The following is a 19,245-nucleotide window of genomic DNA, read 5'->3' on the forward strand; positions in this document are numbered from 1 at the left end:
GCGCGACCATGGCAGCGACGTGCCGAGCGAGACGACGCAAGGGGCGACCAAGGCGCCGAAGGCGCACGTGATGGTGGTCGACGACGAGCCGGCGCTGCGTCGCAGCCTGGCGCGCGTGCTCCTCGCCGAGGGCTTCGACGTGATGACGGCCGAGGACGGCGCCGCCGCACTCACGCTGCTCTCGACGGCGCGCGCGGTCGACGTGGTGCTGCTCGACGTGATGATGCCCGGTCCGAGCGGCATGGAGGTGCTCGCGCGGATCAAGGAGCAGCACCCCGAGGTCGAGGTCGTCATGATGACGGCGTTCGGCGACATCGACACGGCCGTCGCGGCCGTGCGGCAAGGCGCCTACAACTTCCTGACGAAGCCGTTCGGCCCCACGGAGACCGTGGCGCTCGCGCTCATGCAGGCCGCGGAGCACAAGCGGCTCGTCGATCGAACGCGCGTGCTCGAGCAACGCCTCGTGGAGCACGAGCGGTTCGGCGAGCTGATCGGCCGCTCGTCGCGGATGCAGGAGGTCTACCGGATCGCGCTCGGCGCAGCGCCGACCACGTCGACGGTGCTGATCCTCGGGGAGAACGGGACGGGCAAGGAGCTCGTCGCGCGCGCGATCCACCAGCACAGCCTGCGGAGCGACAGGCCGCTCCGCGCGATCAACTGCGGCGCGATCCCCGAGACGCTCGTGGAGACCGAGCTCTTCGGCAGCGTGCGCGGCGCATTCACCGGCGCGCAGGATCGGCCGGGGCTCTTCGAGCTCGCCGACAAGGGGACCGTGTTCCTCGACGAGATCGGCGATCTGCCGCTGAGCGCGCAGGCGAAGCTGCTCCGCGCGCTCGCCGAGGGCGAGATCAAGCGCGTGGGCGCGACGCAGCCGAAGACGGTCGACGTGCGCGTGATCGCCGCGACGAACGTGGACCTGAAGGAGCGGATCGCGTCGGGGCGTTTCCGGGAGGACCTTTATTATCGGCTCGCCGTGATCCCCGTGCATTTGCCGCCGCTCCGGCAGCGAAAAGAGGACATCCCGCTGCTCGCGTACCACTTCTTGCACAAGTACGCGCGGCGGAGCGGGCGCGACATCAAGCGGATCGGTGTCGAGGCGCTCAGGCTCCTGCGCGAGCAGCCCTGGCCGGGGAACGTGCGGCAGCTCGAGAACGCGATCGAGCACGCGGTGGTGATGGCGCGCGGGGACTCGATCCTGCCGACGGATCTGCCGTTCGGGCGAGACGAGGCGCACGTGGAGGAGGACGGGGCGGCGGGGGATACGCGGGCGTTCTGGGGCGATACGCTGTCGGAGCTGCCGTTCACGCAGGCAAAGGAGAAGGCGGCGTTCGCGTTCGAGCGCGCCTACGTGGAGCGGCTGCTCAAGCGAACGGGCAACAACGTGAGCGAGGCGGCGCGGCAAGCGGGGATGGATCGCTCGAATTTCCGGCGACTCATGAAAAAGGTCCGCACGGCCTCGGACGACGGCGTGGGCGAGGATGACGACGTGTGATGTCCGCGAACACGGTTGCAGCGAGCGAGCCCCTGTGAAAAAGAGCGCGGACATGGCGCAGCGGTCGATCCGGCGATGGCTTCTCGGGGCGGCCCTTTCCCTGGGCGTCGCCGCCTTGCCGGCGCCCGCGGAGGCCAGAGAAAAGGTCGTCTACGACCTGCGGCAGATCCTGGAGATCGCCGAGCGAAACCATCCGAACGTGCTCGCGGCCCGGGCGCGTCTCGCGCAGGTGCGCGCGCAGCTCGACGAGGCCCACCGCGCGCCGTTCAGTCAATTCCGCATGAGCGGCGGCGTCGGTCTAGCGCCGACCGTGCTCGGCAACAACGTGTTCAGCCCGAACACGGACGTGTCGCTGACGAGCAGTCTCGGGCTCGCCTGGAGGGCCAGCGTCGACGGGGTCGTGCCGCTCTGGACCTTCGGCAAGATCACGAACCTGTGGGACGCAGCCGAGGCGAACGTCGAGGTGAACAAGGCAAACGTCGAGAAGGAGCGCGACGCCGTGCGCCTCGACGTGCGCCGCGCCTATTTCGGCCTGCAGCTCGCGCGCGACGGCGCGCTGCTCCTCAAGGACGTGCGCAGCGCGATCGACAAGGCCATCGGCAACGTGAAGAAGTCGATCGAGGAGGACGAGGGCGATCCGATCGAGCTCTTCAAGCTGCAGACGTACACGGCCGAGCTCGAAGTGCGCGAGGCCGAGTCCGCGCGATACATGACGGTGGCGCTCGCAGGTCTCCGGTTCTTCACGGGGATCGCAGATCTCGACATCCCCGACGCGCCGCTCAAGCCGCCGAAGCACAAGCTCGGGCACGTGTCGCGGTACCTGACGGCAGCGCGGCTGCATCGGCCGGAGCTCGCGATGGCGCGGGCCGGGGTGCAAGCGCGGCGCGCGCAGGTCGAGGTCGCGCGGGCGCAGCTCTTTCCCGATATCGGGCTCGGTCTCAACGCGGGCTATGCGCGGGCGCCCGAGGTGGCAAACCAGATCAACCCGTTCGGCGGGGATACAGCGAACTTCTTCTGGTACGGCGCAGCCGTCGTGTTCCAGTGGAAGCTCGATTTCCTGCCGCAATCGTCCCGCATCCAGTTCGCCGAGGCGCAACTCGAAGAAATGCGCGCGACGGAAAAATACGCGCTCGGCGGCGCAGGGGTCGAGGTGGAGACGGCCTACGCCGAGGTGATCGACTGGCAGAAGCGCGTGGACGCGTACGCGAAGGCCGTGTCGTACGCCCGGAAGTGGCTGGTCACGGTGCAGCAGGGGATCGACGTGGGAACACGCGAGGAGAAAGACGTCCTCGACCCGGCGAAAGCATTCGCGACGAACCGCTTCAGCCTGATGAACGCAACGATGGAGCTCGATCTCGCGATGAGCCGGCTCGCCAAAGCAACCGGCTGGGACGCGATCGCGCCCGACGGGCTCTGAGGCGCTTCGCTGGGGCGTTGCCCCAGGCCCCACCAGGGGCTGTCCGCCCCTGGACCTGGACCAGCGCAAGCGCTGGACCCGGGGTCGATGAACTGCGCGATGCGCAGTTCATCGAACAGGCCGAGTAAAGACCACGAACGACGCTGCCGACCAAGACAGCGTCATTTCGATTGGCAACGCTGTTCCTGGTCTTGCCACCGGCTCGTGGAAGAACCGCGCATCGCGCGGTTCTTCCAACCCGAGTCCAGGGCTTGCCCTGGTTCGGGTCGAGGGGCGAACAGCCCCCGCGGGGTCCGGGGCAGCGCCCCGGCGCGGCGACTCCAAGAACTTATCGGACCACGATCCAGAGCAGGATGAGCAGGAGCGCGACGAGGCCGCTCGCGCTGCCGACTGCGATGGCGAGTTGCGTGCGCGGCGGCGCGTTTTGCCAGAAGTTCGCGAGCGCTGCGAGGCCGCCGCCTGCGGGCGGGGGCGCATGCGTGGGCTGACCGGGACGCGCCATCCATGCGGGAGGCGCGCCGGGGCCCATCGGCAAGGGGCCCGTCGTGCCGGGGATGTTCACGGCCGGCAGGTTGTTCTGCGAGGTCATGAGCTGGCCCGGCATGGGCGGCGGGCGGAACATGCCCGGCGGCATCCCGGGCTGACCCATCATGCCGGGAGGCGGCGCCGCGTACACGCCGGATGCCGCCGACGGGGGCGCGCCGAACCCGCCCGGGTTTGGAGGGCCAAACTGGCCCGGCGGCGGCAGGTTCTGCAGCTCGGGGAACTGGCTCGTGTCGAGCGGCGTCGTCTTCGCGTACTTGTTGCCCGGACCGAACATGCCTTGCGCGGCTGCGAGGTCTTCCGGCTTGACCGGCGCCGTCGGCGGATCGTCGAGGTTTGCCGACGGAATCGCGTACTGGTGTTGCCCGCGGCTCGGCTCGAGCATGCGCGTCTTCTCGCTGTCGGGCACGCGCTCGGGCAGTTCGGGTTTGACGTAGAACGTCGTGGGGGTGTCGCGCCGCTCGGCGGGCGCGTCGTCGTCGTCGGGCGCGTGGCCTGGGCTCGACGGGAGCGCGGGCGTGAGCTCGTCGAGCGGCGGCAGCACGTGGCCTTCGGGGAGCGGGAACGCTTGCGTCGCCTCGCTGTTATGGATCGGACGAACCTCCGAGGGCGTCGGCGCGCCGCCGTGGAAAGGCCCTGCGTGCGAGGGCCGCGGTGGCTCGGGCGCGGCGGGTCGCTGGGGCTCGCTCATCCATGCGGAGAGGGAACGATCGCCGAAGGGCGCGAGATCGCGGCAGAGCTCGAGCACGCTGCCTTGTCGATCGTCGCGGTCGGGCGCGAGCGCGCGCATGATCGCCTTGCACACGGGCTGCGGCAGGTCGGGACGAAGGCGCGCGATGTCCGTCGGCGGGCCTGAGCAGAGCGCGAAGACGAGGTCGCCGATGGTGTCGGCGTCGTACGGCTTGCGGCCGGTCAAGCACTCGTAGAGCACGACGCCGAGCGAGTAGAGATCGCTGCGGCCATCGACGCCCGAAGGGTTCCGGAGCTGCTCCAGGCTCATGTAGTACGGCGTGCCGACCGTGGAGCCGGTGCGCGTGAGCGAGCCGCCGGGGACGGGCGCGTCGCTGGCGATCTTGACGATGCCGAAGTCGAGGAGCTTGACGTCGTAGACGCCGGGGCTCGGGCCCGGGCCGAGGTGAATGTTGTCGGGCTTGAGATCGCGGTGGACGATGCCGTGCGTATGTGCCTCGGCGAGGCACTCGCCGACCTGCAGCGCGACGTTCACCGTGAGCTCGAGCGGCAGCTGCCCTGCCTCGTGCAAGAGCTCGCGCAGGCTCTGGCCGGCGAGCAGCTCCATCACGAGGTACGGGCCCTCGGTCTGGCTCATGCCCATGTCGACGATCTTCACGGCGCGCGGGCTCTTCAAGAGGCTCGTCGCGCGCGCCTCTTGTTCGAGGCGCTGGTACGTCGTCGGATCGAGCAGGGACTTCAGGGCCAGGCGCTGGCCGGTGCGGACGTGCTCGACCTCGTGGACGAGGCCGTTGCCGCCGCCTCCGATGAGCCGGAGGACGCGGTAGCGACCATCGACGATGGTACCGGGACGGAAGGCGGGAACGTCGGCCTGTACATCTGCCGGAGCTTGCTCGGGGCGAATGGGGGCCATGGGGATAGCGGCTCGGACGCGAGTCTAGATCAGCTCGTCGCCGAGGGATACTTTCCAGGAGGGGGAGGAGCGACGCGGCGGCTTGGGTCCTTGAACACCCACGACCTTGGCACTACCGTGGCCGCTCACCATGGCGACGAGCGAGGCTCTGGCAGCCGCAACGAAAGTCGAGACGGCAGGCTCCCGCTCCCGCGGGGACGTTGTCTTCTACACGGTGCTCGCTCTCTGCGCCGCGGCGTTCCTGATCACGATCCACGTGATCTTCTTCAAGGCGCCCGTCGAGTCGACGATGGGCATCGTCCAGAAGATCTTCTACTTCCACGTGCCCATCGCGTACTCGATGTACGTCGGGGCCGCGGTGTGTTTCGTGGGTTCGGCGGGCTACCTCGCGCGCGGCACGCGCGGCTGGGACGCACTCGCGCGCGCAGGCGCGGAGTGCTCCGTGGCGATGGGCGTGCTCGTGCTCGTGACCGGGGCGCTCTGGGGCGCGAAGGCGTGGGGCGTGTACTGGACCTGGGATCCGCGGCTCACGACGGCGCTGCTCTCGGTGCTGATTTACGTGGCGTACGTGGTCCTCCGGGCGTTCGCGGGTGACGGGGACTCGGAGCGGAAGTTCGCGGCGGCGCTCGGGGTGCTTGGCGCGGCAAACCTGCCGATCATCCACTACTCGGTGCAGAAGTGGGGCGGCAACCACCCGAAGGTGATCTCGTCGGGCGGCGGCGGGCTCAAGCACCCGGACATGAAGCTCGCGCTCATGCTCGGGTTCTTGACGTTCACGCTGCTCGCGGTGGTGTTGATTTGGACCCGCGTGCGGATCGAGCTCGCGGCGGCGCGGCTGAGTGAGGCCGAGGAAGAAGCGCTCGAGCTCGGCGTGGGCGAGGAGTAGACGACGATGTCGGCGGATCAAGCAGCACAGCAAGCGCCCGGCGCGGCAGGGCAGGGGACGGCCGACGATCGCTCGACGACGTTCCGCGCGGTCGAGGGCGGCAACCAGATGCAGAGCGGCGAGAAGCTGCTCGTCGAGGCGTACGCGTTCATCTGGATCGTGGTCCTCGTGTTCGTCGCGTCGATGTTCCGGCGGCAGCGTCGGCTCGACCGGCGGGTCGAGACGCTGGAGGCGGCGCTCCAGAAGGCGCGTGCGAAGAGCGGGGGCGACTGACGTGCCGGACTTCGGTCAGATCACGCCCCAGCACGTGATCTACATCCCGAGCGTTCTTCTCCTCGGGCTCGTGGTCGGATACACCCTGGGCGCGCGCGCCGTGCGCGCAGAGCTCGAGAAGCGCAAGCGCAGGATGAAGGAGTAGGAGCCTGTGGTGGATTTCTCGCTGTCCGAAGAGCACAAGGGTCTCATCGAGACCGCCCGCCGCTTCACGAAGGAGCGGATCATCCCGATCGCGGCCGCGTGTGATCACGAGTCCCGCTTCCCGATGGAGGTGTTCCGCGAGGCGTGGGAGATCGGCCTCGTCAACCCGACGGTCCCGGCCGAGTACGGCGGGTCGGGCATGGGCGAGCTCGAGAACGCGATCATCACGGAGGAGCTCGCGTACGGGTGCACGGGCATCCAGACGAGCCTGCTCGCGAACGGCCTCGCGCTGACGCCGATCAAGCTCGGCGGGAGCGAGGAGCAGAAGAAGAAGTATCTCGGCCTGCTGACGAGCGAGCCGGTGATGGCGAGCTACGCGACGAGCGAGCCCGACGCAGGCAGCGACGTGGCCGGCATCAAGACGCGCTTCGCGCAGCACGGCGACGACTACGTGCTGAACGGGCAGAAGTGCTGGATCACGAACGCGAGTTACGCGCGGTTCTACGTGATCTTCGCGACGAGCAATCCCGACCTCCGGCACAAGGGCATCGCGGCGTTCATCGTCGATCGCGACACGCCGGGGCTCCGCGTGGGCAAGAAGGAGGACAAACTCGGGCAACGCGCGAGCGACACGGCGCAGATCTTCCTCGAGGACGTGGTCGTGCCGAAGGCGAACCTGCTCGCGCCCGAGGGCAAGGGCTTCAAGCTCGCGATGGAGACGTTCAACCAGACGCGTCCCGACATCGGCGCGGGCGCGACGGGCCTGATGCGTCGTTGCCTCGACGAGTGCGTGGCGTACGCGAAGGAGCGCAAGACCTTCGGGACGCCGATCGCGAACCACCAGCTCGTGCAGTGGATGATCGCGGAGATGGCCATCCGCGTGGAGGCGACGCGGCTCCTCTACCAGAAGGCCGCGTGGAACCTCGATCACGGCGTGCGCGATCCGATCGTCTCGAGCTTCGCCAAGGCCTACGGCGCGGACAGCGCGATGCAGACGGCCGTCGACGCCGTGCAGGTCTTCGGCGGCAATGGGTACGTGAAGGAGTACCCCGTCGAGAAGCTCATGCGCGACGCGAAGGTCCTGCAGATTTACGAGGGCACGAGCCAGATCCAACGGATCGTGATCGCGAAGCAGCTCTTCGGGGGCTAGCCCCCACATCCCCGCCTTTTCCTCCCGCCCCCTCTACACGCGCGCGCCGACCGTTGATATCAACGAAGGCTCGGAAATTTCCTTTCGCGGGAGGAATGGCTTCATGCGGACACGTCGCGCGCACCTCAATACCCCCAAGGCGTCCACGGGCGCCGGTAAGCTCCTCGGCACGGGCACCGTGCTCGCCTCGTTCGTCTGTGCAGGCGCCCTCGTGGCGCTCGTGTCGGCGTGCGGGGACGGGAGCAGCAACGGCTCGGGGGGCTCGGGCGGCCAGGGCGGCGCAGGCGCGACGGGCGGCCAGGGCGGCGACGGGCTCCAAGACTTCGTGACGAGCGCGTCGAGCAGCTCGTCGTCGAGCTCCTCTGGGGCCGGCGGGCAGGACGCCGGGCCGACGTGCGACCCGCCGAACCCCGCGGGCGGCACGTCCGTGTTCGCCGCCGCCTACGGGGATTCGCAGACCCAGAGCGGCGTGTCCGTCTCGACCGACAAGATGGGCAACATCCTCCTCGCCGGCGCCTTCCAGGGCGCGATGAACCTCGGCGGGACCATGCTCACGAGCGGCGGCAAGGAGGACGCGTTCATCGCGAAGTTCTCCCCGAACGGCCAGGTGCTCTGGGCGAAGCGCTTCGGCGACGCGCAGAACCAGAGCGCGACGGGCATCGGCGCCGACGCCGAGGGCAACGTCTACGTGACGGGCATCTTCATCGGCACCGTCAATTTCGGCGGCCAGAACCTCACGAGCGATACGAACTTCTTCCAGGACGTCTTCCTCGTGAAGTTCGCGCCCGACGGCACCCACCAGTGGAGCAAGAAGTTCGGCGATTCGAACATCCAGTACGCGCGCGCGCTCGCGGTCGACGGCATCGGCAACGTCGTCATCTCGGGCTACTTCCAGCAGCAGGTCGACTTCGGCGGCGGTGTCCTCACCGCGTCGGGATCGGCCTTCGACGTGTTCCTCGCCAAGTTCAACGCCACGGGGCAACACCTCTGGAGCCGGACGTACGGCAACGAGGCGGATCAGTCGGCGAAGAGCCTCGCCGTCGACGGCTCGGGCAACGTGTACGTCGCGGGCGAGGCGTCGGGCTCGATCGATTTCGGCACAGGGCCGCTCACGGCCGCGGGCAACCCGAGCGCGTTCGTCGCGAAGCTCGATTCGCAAGGCGCGCCGATCTGGGCGAAGATCAGCGCGGGCGCGGGCAAGGCTTCGGCGAACGCGGTCGCGGTGTCGCCCACGGGCGCGGTGGCCGTGGCCGGGCAGTTCCAGGGCACGTTCGATCTCGGCGGCAAGCCCATGACGAACCCCGACCTCGACGACGCGTTCGTCTCGGTGCTCACCGCGGGCGGCGCGCAGACGTACACGCTCAGGTTCGGCGACGAGACGTTCCAGCGCGCCGACGGCGTGGCGTTCGCGCCGAACGGGGACCTGCTTCTGGCGGGCGCGTTCACGGGTTCGATCGATCTTGGCGGCGGGGCCATTCCGAGCGCGGAAGGGTTCGACATGTTCCTCGGCCGCTTCGCCGCGAAGGACGGCTGCCTCGAGTGGGGCCGCGGCTACGGCGGGCCGCTCGTGCAGTCGCCGCAGTCGCTCGTCTTCGATCCGGCGTCCGGCAACGTGGTGCTCACGGGCAGCTTCGGCGGCACGGTCGACTTTGGCCTTGGCCCGGTGTCCGCGGCCGGTGACGACGCTTTCCTCTTCGCTGTCAAGCCCTGAAACGAGGGTTACACCCGCCCCGGGGCTGATTTCCGGGGTGCGTTCGTGTGACACGTCGCGGCAACGAAGCCGCCGCCAACCGTCCAACACGTGCGACGCGATGAGCCCTGGGCAGAGAGGGCAGGTTGCGGGCGCGCCGGGGGCTTCTCCGGGGCTTGTGGTGCGGCGAGCGCTCTGAGATCCTGATCGACAATGCACGCCTACGTCGAATCTTCGACGGGAAGGCGCGTGTGGAACGGGTGCACGTCGGTGCGCCTCTCGGAGCTACCCATGGCTTTGTTCCGGCAGCCCTCGAAAGGGATCCTTACCTCGTTTGCCGCGCTCACAGGGGTCGCCGCGGCCGCCGCGTTCACCGCGCCGGCCGACGCGCAGGAGGCGGCCGCGTGCCTCTCCCAAAACCCCGCGGACTGGCCCGCGCCCTCGCGGCCTTACTTCATGATCATCGCCGACACGTCGGGCTCGATGACGACGTGTACGACGCCGCCCTCGGCCACGACGGTCGAGTGCGACTCGTCCCTCGCTGGGTACAAACTGAACTCCTGCGGCATGATTCCGAGCCGGCTGAACGACGCCAAGTGCGCGCTCCGGCAAACCGTGCAGGCATTCGGCGGCGAGGTGAACTTCGGGCTCTCGACGTACGCCGGCGTCATGAAGAACTGCACGTTCGGCGCAGGCGGCGCTTGCGTGAGCGATTGCGGCGTGCCGAACGGGACCACGTGCAACCCGGACAACTACGGCTGCACCATCGACCCGCTCCCGGGTGGCGATAGCATGGGCCAGTTCGACAACTGCGGCAACCTGCCCGCATGCACCACCGGAAACGGGACCGGGCCCGCGTTGCCGAACCTGGCGGAGGGCTCGTGGCGCAACGGCGGCAACGTCGTCGTGCCCTTGCCGAAAGATCCCTGGTGGGGGCCGGCCGCGCCCGCCTCGAACGTGCCGGAGCTGCTCCAGTGGTTCGACGGCCTGTGCAACGACAACAAAGAGCTCTTCGCCGAGGGCGCCACGCCGATCGCGGGCTCGCTACGCACCGTCACCCAGTACCTGCGATCCGGCTGGAACGTGAGCTGGAGCGCGTCGAACTACTGCCAGACCGGCTTCGCCTTCGGTTCGAACCTCGGCACGCCGATCGACGCGATGGATCGGCTGTGCCGCAGCGTGAACGTCATCCTGGTGACCGACGGCGACGAGACGTGTGACACGCAGGCTGCCGCGGTGAGCGCCGCGCAGGATCTCTGGCAGAACGGCGTCACGCTCGGGACCGCCCCCAACCAGAAGACCTGGAAGGTCCCGGTCTACGTCGTCAACTTCGCGGGCGGCTCGACGTCGAATACGGACGCGATCGCGGCCGCCGGCGGCACCGTGGCGTCGTACTCGGCGAACGACGAGGTCTCGCTCGCCAAGGCACTCGCGCAGATCGTCGGCTCCGCGGCCAAACCCGAGGTCTGCAACAACGGCGACGACAACTGCAACGGCTGTACCGACGAAGGGTACAAGCACTACTGCAACAAGGGCGCACCGGCGAAGGTGTGCTGTAGCTGGTCGACGCCCGCGCAACGCGCGACGTGCCTCACCAACTACACCAACTCGATCACGGTCGCGGATCCGGACGGCAACGAGCAACTCCTGCCGTGTACGACCGACGCGCAGCAGGCCGCTCCCGCGACGTGGCTCTGCTACGACCCGAAGGAGATCTGCGACGAGGCCGACAACAACTGCGACGGCAATGGGCCGGGCAAGACGAACCTCGTCGACGAGGGCTTCAACAAGTGCGGCAACCCCGCGAAGTGCCCCTCGACCGAGACCTGTGACGGCCAGGACAACGACTGCGACGGCGTGACCGACGAGGGCGTTTGCCCGAACTGCGTGCCCTCGCCCGAGGTCTGCGACGGCTGCGACAACGACTGCGACGGCATCGCGGACGACAACATCGCCGCCGTGCCGTGTGGCCAGTCGACCCCGATGAACTGCCAGGGCACGCAGGCGTGCAAGCCCGCGCAGCCCGTGCCGCAGCCGGGCCAGTGCGTGGCGGGCGGCGGCCTCGCGGCTTGCCAGAACAACCCGATCGCCGAGACCTGCGACAACATCGACAACGACTGCGACGGCATCGTGGACGATTCGGTGCCGCCGACTGCGTGTGTGCCCGCAGGGACGCCAGGCGGCATCGTCTACGGCGGCACGAGCCAGTGCAAGCAGGGCCAGAAGCCGTGCGGCAGCAGCACGTGCACGGGCTTCGTCGGTCCGTCGGCCGAAGTTTGCGACGGCATCGACAACGACTGCGACGGCCAGGTGGACGAGCAAGCGGTGGGTGTGGGCACCTCGTGTGGCCAGGCGCTGCCGCCGTGCACGCCCGGCACGCTCGCCTGCGTGAACGGCGCGCTGGTTTGCCAGGGCGGAACGGGGCCGCAGCCCGAGGTCTGCGACAACGTCGACAACAACTGCAACGGCATCGTGGACGAGGCGCCGCTCTCCGACGGTCCGGCCGCCGGGGCGAACGGCTGCTGGCAGAACGTCGGCAACTGCTGCGTCTTCAAGAACCTGCAGTGGTGCCCGCCTGCCGGCGCCACCTGCAACGGCAACGGCACGCTGGTGTCGCCGTGCAACAAGGGCACGCTCGTCTGCACCAACGGCGCCTGGTCCTGCCAGGGCCCCGTCGGTCCCTCGACCGAGCAGTGCGACAGCGCGGACAACGACTGCGACGGCATGATCGACGACGTGCCCGGCACGGGCGGGCCCTGCGGCTCGGACGTGGGCGAGTGCGTCGCGGGCGTGCAGCAGTGCGGGGCGAACGGCGTGCAGTGCGTCGGCCAGGTCGGTCCCTCGACCGAGATCTGCGACGGCAAGGACAACGACTGCGACGGCCTCGTCGACGACAACGTCGGTGGCCTCGGCAAGCCCTGCGGCATCAACCAGCCGCCCTGCTCGCTCGGACAAACGGCGTGCGTGAACGGCGCGATCGTTTGCCAGGGCGGCATCCAGGCGCAGGCCGAGACCTGCGACGGCGTGGACAACGACTGCGACGGCGCGATCGACGACGCGCCGCTCTTCGACGCACCCAACGCCGGACAGAACGGCTGCTGGGCTCTGCCGGGCAACTGCTGCCAGCACGGGAATCTGCAGTGGTGCCCGCCGCCCGGCGCGTCCTGCTCCGACAACGGCATGCTCGCGCCGCCCTGCAACAAGGGCTCGCTCTCGTGCCAGGGCGCGCTCGGCTGGGTCTGCGTGAACGCGAAGGGCCCGCAGGCCGAGGCGTGCGACGGCCTCGACAACAACTGCGACGGCACGATCGACGACGGCACGTTCATGGGTGAAGGCGCGGCCTGCGGCACCGACACGGGCCAGTGCTCGCCGGGCGTCATCGACTGCGCCGGCGGCATCCTCGACTGCGTGGGCGACGTGTCCCCCAGCCCCGAGGCTTGCAACGGTCTCGACGACGACTGCGACGGCACGGTCGACAACGGCATCGTCGTCGGCGGCTCGTGCACGCCGGCCTACGACACGACGCTCTACCCGGGCCCGCGCGACAAGGGCGCCTGCCAGCCGGGCACCCTGCAGTGCGACGGCATGGGCGGCGAGACGTGCATCGGCGGTACCGGCCCGCAGCCTGAGATCTGCGACGGCGTGGACAACGACTGCGACGGTTCGATCGACGAGACGGGTCCCGCGCCGGACGGCATCGACGGCACGGCAAACCCGGTAGATTCGACGCAGGTGATCGGTGGCGCTTGCGGTATCGACACCGGCGCTTGCCAGCAGGGCCAGTGGGCGTGCCTCAACGGCATCTTCGCTTGCCTCGGTAGCCAGGGTCAGACGGACGAGGCGTGCGATTGCCAGGACAACGACTGTGACGGCACGACCGACGAGCAGGACCCGAACGGCCCCGCGATCTGCGCGCCTGGCAACTCGTGCGTGAAGAGCGGAAGCGCGTGCACCTGCGCGACGCCCTGCCAGGGCGGCGAGTTCCCGTGCCCGCCGGGTCAGGCTTGCGAGGAGGTCATCTCCAGCGAGACCGGCCAGCCGCTCGGCAACTTCTGCATCGCGAACAACTGCGGCGACTGCGCGACGAAGACGGTGAAGGACGCGGCGGGCAAGGTGCTCTGCGCGCCCGCGGGCACGCCTGCGGACGCGGACTGCATGGTGCCTCCGGTCTGCCTCTGCAAGGGCATCGCCGGCTGCAAGGAGCCTTGCGACGGCGTGACCTGCGGCGCGGGCGAGGTCTGCACGAACTACGGCCCGAACGCTGGCAAGTGCGTGCAGAACAACTGCTTCAACGTGCCCTGCGTGGGCTGCGGCAAGGTCTGCAACGGCGGCTCCTGCGTGGACAACCCGTGCAAGCCCGACAGCTGCCCGACGGGCCAGGTCTGCAAGCCGAACGATACGTTCACCGGCTTCACCTGCGTCGACTCCTGCGCGGACAAGAGCTGCGGCGCGAGTGAGGTGTGCAAGGACGGCCAGTGCGTCGCGGGCTGCGATCCGGCGTGCGTCGGGGCGCAGGTCTGCGACCTGTCGCAGTCGCCTCCGGTGTGCGTGGACAGCAAGTGCACCACGCCGTGCCCCGACGGCTCGTACTGCAACCCGGTGACGGGCAGCTGCGGCAACGATCCGTGCGAAGGCGTGATCTGCCCGATGGGCCAGGTCTGCCAGAACGGCGATTGCTTGCAGGGTCAGGGCGGCAGCGGCGGCGCGGGCGGCGCGGGCGGCGCGGGCGGCGAGGGCGGCGCGGGCGGCACGAACCCGACGACGTCGACGGGCACGGGCACGGGCGGCGCGCCTCCGGACGACAGCGTCTGGGGCCTCGCAACGGGCGGCGGCGGATGCGCATGCGACGTCGGCGCGCAGGATCGGAACAGTGGCTTCGCGCTGGCGCTCGCTGCGCTCGCGCTTGGCATCGCACGCAGGCGGTCTTCCGGGCGCCGCGGCGTTACGGAGGTGTCGCGATGAGCTCGCTAGGCAAGGCGTTCCGACGCTTGGGGCTGCGCTCGGCCAAGCCGAGCTACGCCCCAAACCCCTTCGGGCTGGTCCTCTCGTCCCTCGTGGTCTCGGCGCTCGCGCTCGGGGCCGCGGGGTGCACGACGGACGCGTTCTGCTTCGACAAATGCGCCGGCGACACGCCCTCGGGCTCGGGCTCCGGCTCGGGCTCGGGCGGATCGGGCGGTCAGGGCGGCGAAGGCGGCGACAACTGCTTCCCGTTCTGCGGCACCGACGGTGGTCCGGGTGGGGGCGGCGGCGGCGGCGGCGGCCCGTGCGTCCCGACGAACGGCGGCGTCGAGAAGTGCGACGGCCTCGACAACGACTGCAACGGCGCGGTCGACGACGGCCCGAACATCAACCTCGAGAGCAAGACGACGTGCGGAACGTGTGACAACAACTGCTACACGAAGCTGCTCAACACCGATCCCACGACCATCACCTGCGTGCCGAGCCCGAACCCGGGCACGGAGCCGGGCGAGTGCACGGGCACGTGCGTGTCGGGCTACTACGACCTCGATGGCGACAAGGCCTGCGAGTACTACTGCATCAAGAACACGCCGGACGACGCGTCGTGCAACAACAAGGACGACGACTGCGACGGCGTGAAAGACGAGGACGTCAACCTCTGCACGAGCACGACGGACTGCGGCAAGTGCGGGAACAACTGCGTCGTCATCAACGGCACGTCCGAGTGTGCGACGACCGCGGGCGCCGGCGAGGCGTGCTCCCCGGCGAACACGCAGTGCAAGATCAAGCAGTGCGACGTGGGCTTCTACGACCTCGACAACTCCGTCGCGACGGGCTGCGAGTACCAGTGCACCCCGTCGAACGGCGGCGTCGAGAAGTGTGGTGACAGCGTCGACAACGACTGCGACGGCAAGATCGACGAGGCCGACGACCTCTCGATGGATCCGCAGATCGGCAAGAACTGCTTCGGCGATCCGGACGGCATCTGCGGTCTGCTCGCCGCCGCCGGCAAGACGGCGTGCGTCGGGAACAAGGTCGTCTGCGCCGGTCCGAACGTCGTCGTCGAGGGGCAGATCCAGGAGATCTGCAACGGCCTCGACGACGACTGCGACGGCCAGGTCGACGACAGCCCCACGGACGCCGGCAACTCCTGCGGCCAGAGCAACATCTTCCCCTGTCAGTTCGGCAAGCAGCAGTGCCAGAACGGTCAGCTCGTCTGCGTCGGCGCGGTGAACCCCTCGGCCGAGCTCTGCAACGGCCAGGACGACAACTGCAACGGCGCGATCGACGACATGCCCGTCGACGTGGGCGCGACGTGCGGTTTGACCGACGTCGGTCCCTGCCAGAAGGGCGTGGAGCAATGCCTGCCCGGCGGCCAGAAGACGTGCGTCGGTGAGATCGCGCCGAAGACCGAGACGTGCAACGCCCAGGACGACGACTGCAACGGGCTCGTCGACGACGTCGCGGGCACCGGCTCGGCGTGCGGGCAGAGCAGCACGTCGCCTTGCAAGCTCGGCACGCTGCAGTGCATGGGGCAGACGCTCACGTGCGTCGGGAACATCGACCCGAAGGCCGAGACCTGCAACTCGATCGACGACGACTGCGATGGTCAGGTCGACGAGGGCATCCCGACCCAGCAATGCGTGCCCGTCGGCGCGCCGCCGAACCTCGTGTACGGCGGCCTGAGCAAGTGCGTGAAGGGCACGCAGACGTGCGGCGGCGCGTGCACGGGTTACATCGGGCCGAGCGCGGAGACGTGCAACAGCCTCGACGACGACTGCGACGGCATCGTCGACAACAACCTGAACCTCGGCGCTTGCAACGTGCCGCCTGCGCCCCCCGCGGGCGCGACGTCGCCGTGCAAGGCGGGCCAGCAGTCGTGCGTGGGCGGCGTTCTGACGTGCCAGAATTCGGTCGGACCGTCGAGCAGCGTCGACAGCTGCGGCGTGGACTCGAACTGCGACGGCACGCTGACCGGTCAGCCGAACCTGCAGACCGACGTCGCGAACTGCGGCGCGTGCGGCAACAACTGCTACGCGAACGCGGTGCACGCGATCTGGTCGTGCACGTCGGGCATGTGCGCCTTCCAGGGTTGCGAGAACGGCTACTACGATCTCAACAACGACAAGAAGTGCGAGTACAGCTGCCAGTACAAGCAGGCGCAGGAGATCTGCAACGGCGAGGATGACGATTGCGACGGGCAGATCGACGAGGGCGTCGTGGCCCCGACGCCGGTGCAGGTCTGCGGCGTGAGCGTCACGGCCATGCGGCCGGAGTGCACGTCGCAGGTGACGGTCGCATGCACGCAGGGCGCGTGGAAGTGCACGTTCCCGGCGGGCGTGTGCAACGGCGCGGCCCCGAACTACTGCTCGGGCGCCACGGAGGTCTGCGACAACCTCGACAACGACTGCGACGGCATCCTCAACGAGAACGTGCCGAACTACGGCAAGGCCTGCGCGAGCGACGACGGCCTTCCGGCGCCCGGACACGGCGCCTGCCGCAAGACCGGCACGTTCGTGTGCAGCGGCGCGAACGCGACGACGTGCAACGCGGTCAAGGCCGACTGCGCGACCTTGCCCGGCGGCTGCACCGAGCAGTGCGACGGCGTGGACAACGATTGCGACGGGCTCGTCGACGAGACGTACGTCTCGAAGGGCTCGAACGCGACGTACTACGTCAAACCCGCGGTCACGCGCATCGCGACGAGCCTCTGGATCTACAGCTACGAGGCGAGCCGGCCGAACGCCGTCACGGATGTCGCGAACAACGTCATCACGCCCGGCAACGGCAACGGCTACCACGTGACCGCGCCTGCGGGCACGACGCTCGACAAGACGCTCGCGTGCTCGGTGCCAGGCAAGCTGCCGTGGTTCAACGTGACGCCGGCCGAGGTCGAGCAGACGTGCAACGCGATGGGCGGGTCCATCTGCTCGACGGCCGACTGGACGACCTCGTGCCAGGCGACGCTCGGCTGCTCCTGGGGCTACAACCCGCGCGGCGCGGCGTGCACGTCGACGTACGACGCCACGAAGTTCTGCAACATCGGACCCTCGTTCGACTTCAGCTCGTCGATCGCGGGGGATCAGGACGGCTTGCTCTTCACGGGCTCGACCAGCCTGCAGAACTGCTGGGCGGACTGGTTGAACCTGCAGGGCAACAACGCCACGACGGGCAAGCTCTACGACATCACGGGCAACCTCCGTGAGATCACGAAGAGCGCGACGAACACGTATCCGCTCATGGGCGGCGCGTTCAACACCGGCGACCCCGGCGGCGCGACGTGCTCGTTCCAGTTCTACACGGTCGATCCGACGTTCAAGCTCTTCGACCTCGGCTTCCGCTGCTGCTTCGCGCAGAACCCCGGCTGACAAAACGAATCGAGCGGGCGCCTCTCTCGGCGCCCGCTCGATGTCTCGCGTCCCTCGCGAAGGCGCGCCGTGCGCGCGCCCCTCGCGGTTCGCTCAATCCCTTCGATCGTGATGATTCGAGAGCGCTGCGCCGTCGGCCGCGGGCAGCGTGAAGTGGATCGTGCTCCCACGCCCCACCTCGCTCTGCGCGCCGATGTGCCCGCCGTGCGCCTCGACGATGCCCTTGGCGACGTAGACGCCGAGGCCCATGCCCTGACACGCGCGACGCCCCTCCGGCGGCCTGCGCGAGAACAGCATCGGCCGATCGAGCTCGGCGATGCCCGGACCCGTGTCGGTCACGGAGAAGCGCGCGCCCGACGGTGCGGGCTCGGCGCGGATCGTGATCGAGCCGCCCTTCTGCATGAAGCGCGCGGCGTTGCTCACGAGCCGCGAGAGGACCTGCAGCACGCGGGCACGATCGACGTAGAGCGCCGGCAGGTGCGGCGAGACCTCTTTCGCGACCGCGATCGGGCGCTGCGCCGTGGCGAGGGCCGCGGCCAGCGCGGCGGCCTCCACGATCGACGCCGCGTCGTGCACCTCCTGTCCGATCGGCAACTTCCCCGCGTCGATGTTTGCTGCGTCGACGAGGTCTTCGACGATCTGGTTCATCTCCAGCGCGGCACGCTTGATCGTCTGGAGCTGACGATCGTGCGCTGGATCCCCGCCGAGTTCGCGCGCGAGCAGCGTCGTCGTCACCATCACCACGCCGAGCGGGTTGCGCAGGTCGTGCGAGACGATGGTGAGCAGCTCCGCGCGCTGCGCTTCGGCGCCTTTGGCGCGCCGCTCGAGCTCTCGACATCGCCGCTCGAGCTCGGCCACGTAACGCGCGTCTTTCGTTTGCACGGCTGGCATGCGAGCGCGCTTCGTCGCGGGGCGCGTCGTGCTTCGCGACGGCCCATTTGCCGGCTTGCTTGCTTGTTTGCGTTTCCTCGCTTCGGCCACGATCGCCTCTTTGATTGGCAGGGTAACGCGACATCGCGCGGCGGATGCAGTCGGAGATCGCCTCACTCCGCCATCCGTGCTGCGATGTCCGGAAGCGCCCGCGTCGGGTTTCTCCCGATAGGCCGCTCAGGCGCGTCTCCACGGCCCAAGAAGGGCACAAATCCGTGCCTGAGGTTCCCTGCCTGCGGCTATCATCGACCCTTGCCCGCGACGCACGCTGCGCCTCGGGTGAGGGGTAGGCGGCGACGCGCGCTCCATTGATGACCGGGGGTTTTACGTCGTGAAGACGACAGACGAAACTGGGCTCGGGCAACAACACGGCGGCCTCTCGCCGCTCGTCCTCGTGGTCGACGACTTCGACGACAACCGCGAGATGTTCACGGAGTTTCTTTCGTTCTCCGGGTTCCGCGTGGCGCAGGCTGCAACCGGGCGAGAGGCGCTGACACAGGCGTTCTCCCTCTTGCCCGATCTGATCCTCATGGATCTATCGCTGCCCGAGCTCGACGGGCTCGAAGCGACGCGGTTCCTGAAGAGCGACGAGCGGACCAAGCGCATCCCGATCGTGGCGCTGACGGGACACGCGCTCGCGGGTCACTCGAAGGACGCCAAGGAAGCAGGTTGCGACTCGTTCTTGACGAAGCCGTGCCTGCCCGACGCGCTGGTGACCGAGATCAAGCGGGTCCTCGGCGCGCGCGCTCGCTAGCGACGCGCACCGACGACGTTCATTACAGAGGGGGGG

At 69.0% G+C, this 19,245-nt stretch carries 12 protein-coding genes; 10 read left to right on the forward strand and 2 right to left on the reverse strand.

Annotated features, from left to right (window positions below; translation table 11 throughout):
- The first annotated feature begins 19 nt into the window (after positions 1-19).
- Both KEG57_RS42845 and KEG57_RS42850 read left to right on the forward strand, forming a co-directional pair.
- The gene (locus KEG57_RS42845) at positions 20-1,492 is read left to right on the forward strand and encodes a sigma-54-dependent transcriptional regulator (RefSeq protein WP_272427699.1); all 1,473 of its coding nucleotides are present in this window, start codon (positions 20-22) and stop codon (positions 1,490-1,492) included.
- A gap of 52 nt (positions 1,493-1,544) precedes the next feature.
- Positions 1,545-2,909, forward strand: a complete 1,365-nt coding sequence (locus tag KEG57_RS42850; RefSeq protein WP_272427698.1) for a TolC family protein — start codon at positions 1,545-1,547, stop codon at positions 2,907-2,909.
- Positions 2,910-3,237: 328 nt separating this feature from the next.
- Here KEG57_RS42850 and KEG57_RS42855 read toward each other — a convergent pair whose 3' ends face one another.
- Positions 3,238-5,055, reverse strand: coding sequence for a serine/threonine-protein kinase (locus KEG57_RS42855; RefSeq protein WP_272459573.1), 1,818 nt, complete (start codon positions 5,053-5,055; stop codon positions 3,238-3,240).
- Positions 5,056-5,185: 130 nt separating this feature from the next.
- Here KEG57_RS42855 and KEG57_RS42860 point away from each other — a divergent pair, with 130 nt between their 5' ends.
- From KEG57_RS42860 to KEG57_RS42890, 7 genes are all read left to right on the forward strand, one after another.
- On the forward strand, positions 5,186-5,941 hold the full coding sequence (locus KEG57_RS42860) for a cytochrome c biogenesis protein (RefSeq protein ID WP_272459574.1): 756 nt from the start codon (positions 5,186-5,188) through the stop codon (positions 5,939-5,941).
- Between the two features lie 6 nt (positions 5,942-5,947).
- Complete coding sequence (locus KEG57_RS42865) at positions 5,948-6,214, forward strand: CcmD family protein (protein ID WP_272423957.1); 267 nt, start codon at positions 5,948-5,950, stop codon at positions 6,212-6,214.
- Between the two features lies 1 nt (position 6,215).
- Positions 6,216-6,359 carry a hypothetical protein gene (locus KEG57_RS42870; protein ID WP_170228964.1) on the forward strand — a complete coding sequence of 48 codons (144 nt, stop codon included), beginning with the start codon at positions 6,216-6,218 and terminating at the stop codon, positions 6,357-6,359.
- A gap of 9 nt (positions 6,360-6,368) precedes the next feature.
- Positions 6,369-7,508, forward strand: coding sequence for an acyl-CoA dehydrogenase family protein (locus tag KEG57_RS42875; RefSeq protein ID WP_272459575.1), 1,140 nt, complete (start codon positions 6,369-6,371; stop codon positions 7,506-7,508).
- Positions 7,509-7,611: 103 nt separating this feature from the next.
- Positions 7,612-9,219, forward strand: coding sequence for an SBBP repeat-containing protein (locus KEG57_RS42880; RefSeq protein ID WP_272459576.1), 1,608 nt, complete (start codon positions 7,612-7,614; stop codon positions 9,217-9,219).
- A gap of 270 nt (positions 9,220-9,489) precedes the next feature.
- Positions 9,490-14,160, forward strand: coding sequence for a MopE-related protein (locus KEG57_RS42885; protein WP_272423963.1), 4,671 nt, complete (start codon positions 9,490-9,492; stop codon positions 14,158-14,160).
- Positions 14,157-17,525: a MopE-related protein gene (locus tag KEG57_RS42890; RefSeq protein WP_272423965.1), complete on the forward strand. Its 3,369-nt coding sequence runs from the start codon at positions 14,157-14,159 to the stop codon at positions 17,523-17,525. Before KEG57_RS42885 ends, KEG57_RS42890 begins: the two co-directional genes overlap by 4 nt.
- A 93-nt stretch (positions 17,526-17,618) precedes the next feature.
- On the opposite strand, the gene KEG57_RS42895 is transcribed toward KEG57_RS42890, so the two are convergent.
- Positions 17,619-18,407, reverse strand: coding sequence for a sensor histidine kinase (locus KEG57_RS42895; RefSeq protein WP_272423967.1), 789 nt, complete (start codon positions 18,405-18,407; stop codon positions 17,619-17,621).
- A gap of 379 nt (positions 18,408-18,786) precedes the next feature.
- Here KEG57_RS42895 and KEG57_RS42900 point away from each other — a divergent pair, with 379 nt between their 5' ends.
- Positions 18,787-19,209 carry a response regulator gene (locus KEG57_RS42900; RefSeq protein ID WP_272423968.1) on the forward strand — a complete coding sequence of 141 codons (423 nt, stop codon included), beginning with the start codon at positions 18,787-18,789 and terminating at the stop codon, positions 19,207-19,209.
- Positions 19,210-19,245 lie beyond the last annotated feature (36 nt).

The organism is Polyangium jinanense (assembly GCF_028435365.1).

Excerpts from the sequence above, each read along its gene's own strand:
- KEG57_RS42850 (WP_272427698.1), top strand. The coding sequence starts at position 1,545 with ATGGCGCAGCGGTCGATCCGGCGATGGCTTCTCGGGGCGGCCCTTTCC.
- KEG57_RS42885 (WP_272423963.1), top strand. The coding sequence starts at position 9,490 with ATGGCTTTGTTCCGGCAGCCCTCGAAAGGGATCCTTACCTCGTTTGCC.
- KEG57_RS42890 (WP_272423965.1), top strand. The coding sequence starts at position 14,157 with ATGAGCTCGCTAGGCAAGGCGTTCCGACGCTTGGGGCTGCGCTCGGCC.
- KEG57_RS42855 (WP_272459573.1), bottom strand. The coding sequence starts at position 5,055 with ATGGCCCCCATTCGCCCCGAGCAAGCTCCGGCAGATGTACAGGCCGAC.
- KEG57_RS42880 (WP_272459576.1), top strand. The coding sequence starts at position 7,612 with ATGCGGACACGTCGCGCGCACCTCAATACCCCCAAGGCGTCCACGGGC.
- KEG57_RS42865 (WP_272423957.1), top strand. The coding sequence starts at position 5,948 with ATGTCGGCGGATCAAGCAGCACAGCAAGCGCCCGGCGCGGCAGGGCAG.
- KEG57_RS42860 (WP_272459574.1), top strand. The coding sequence starts at position 5,186 with ATGGCGACGAGCGAGGCTCTGGCAGCCGCAACGAAAGTCGAGACGGCA.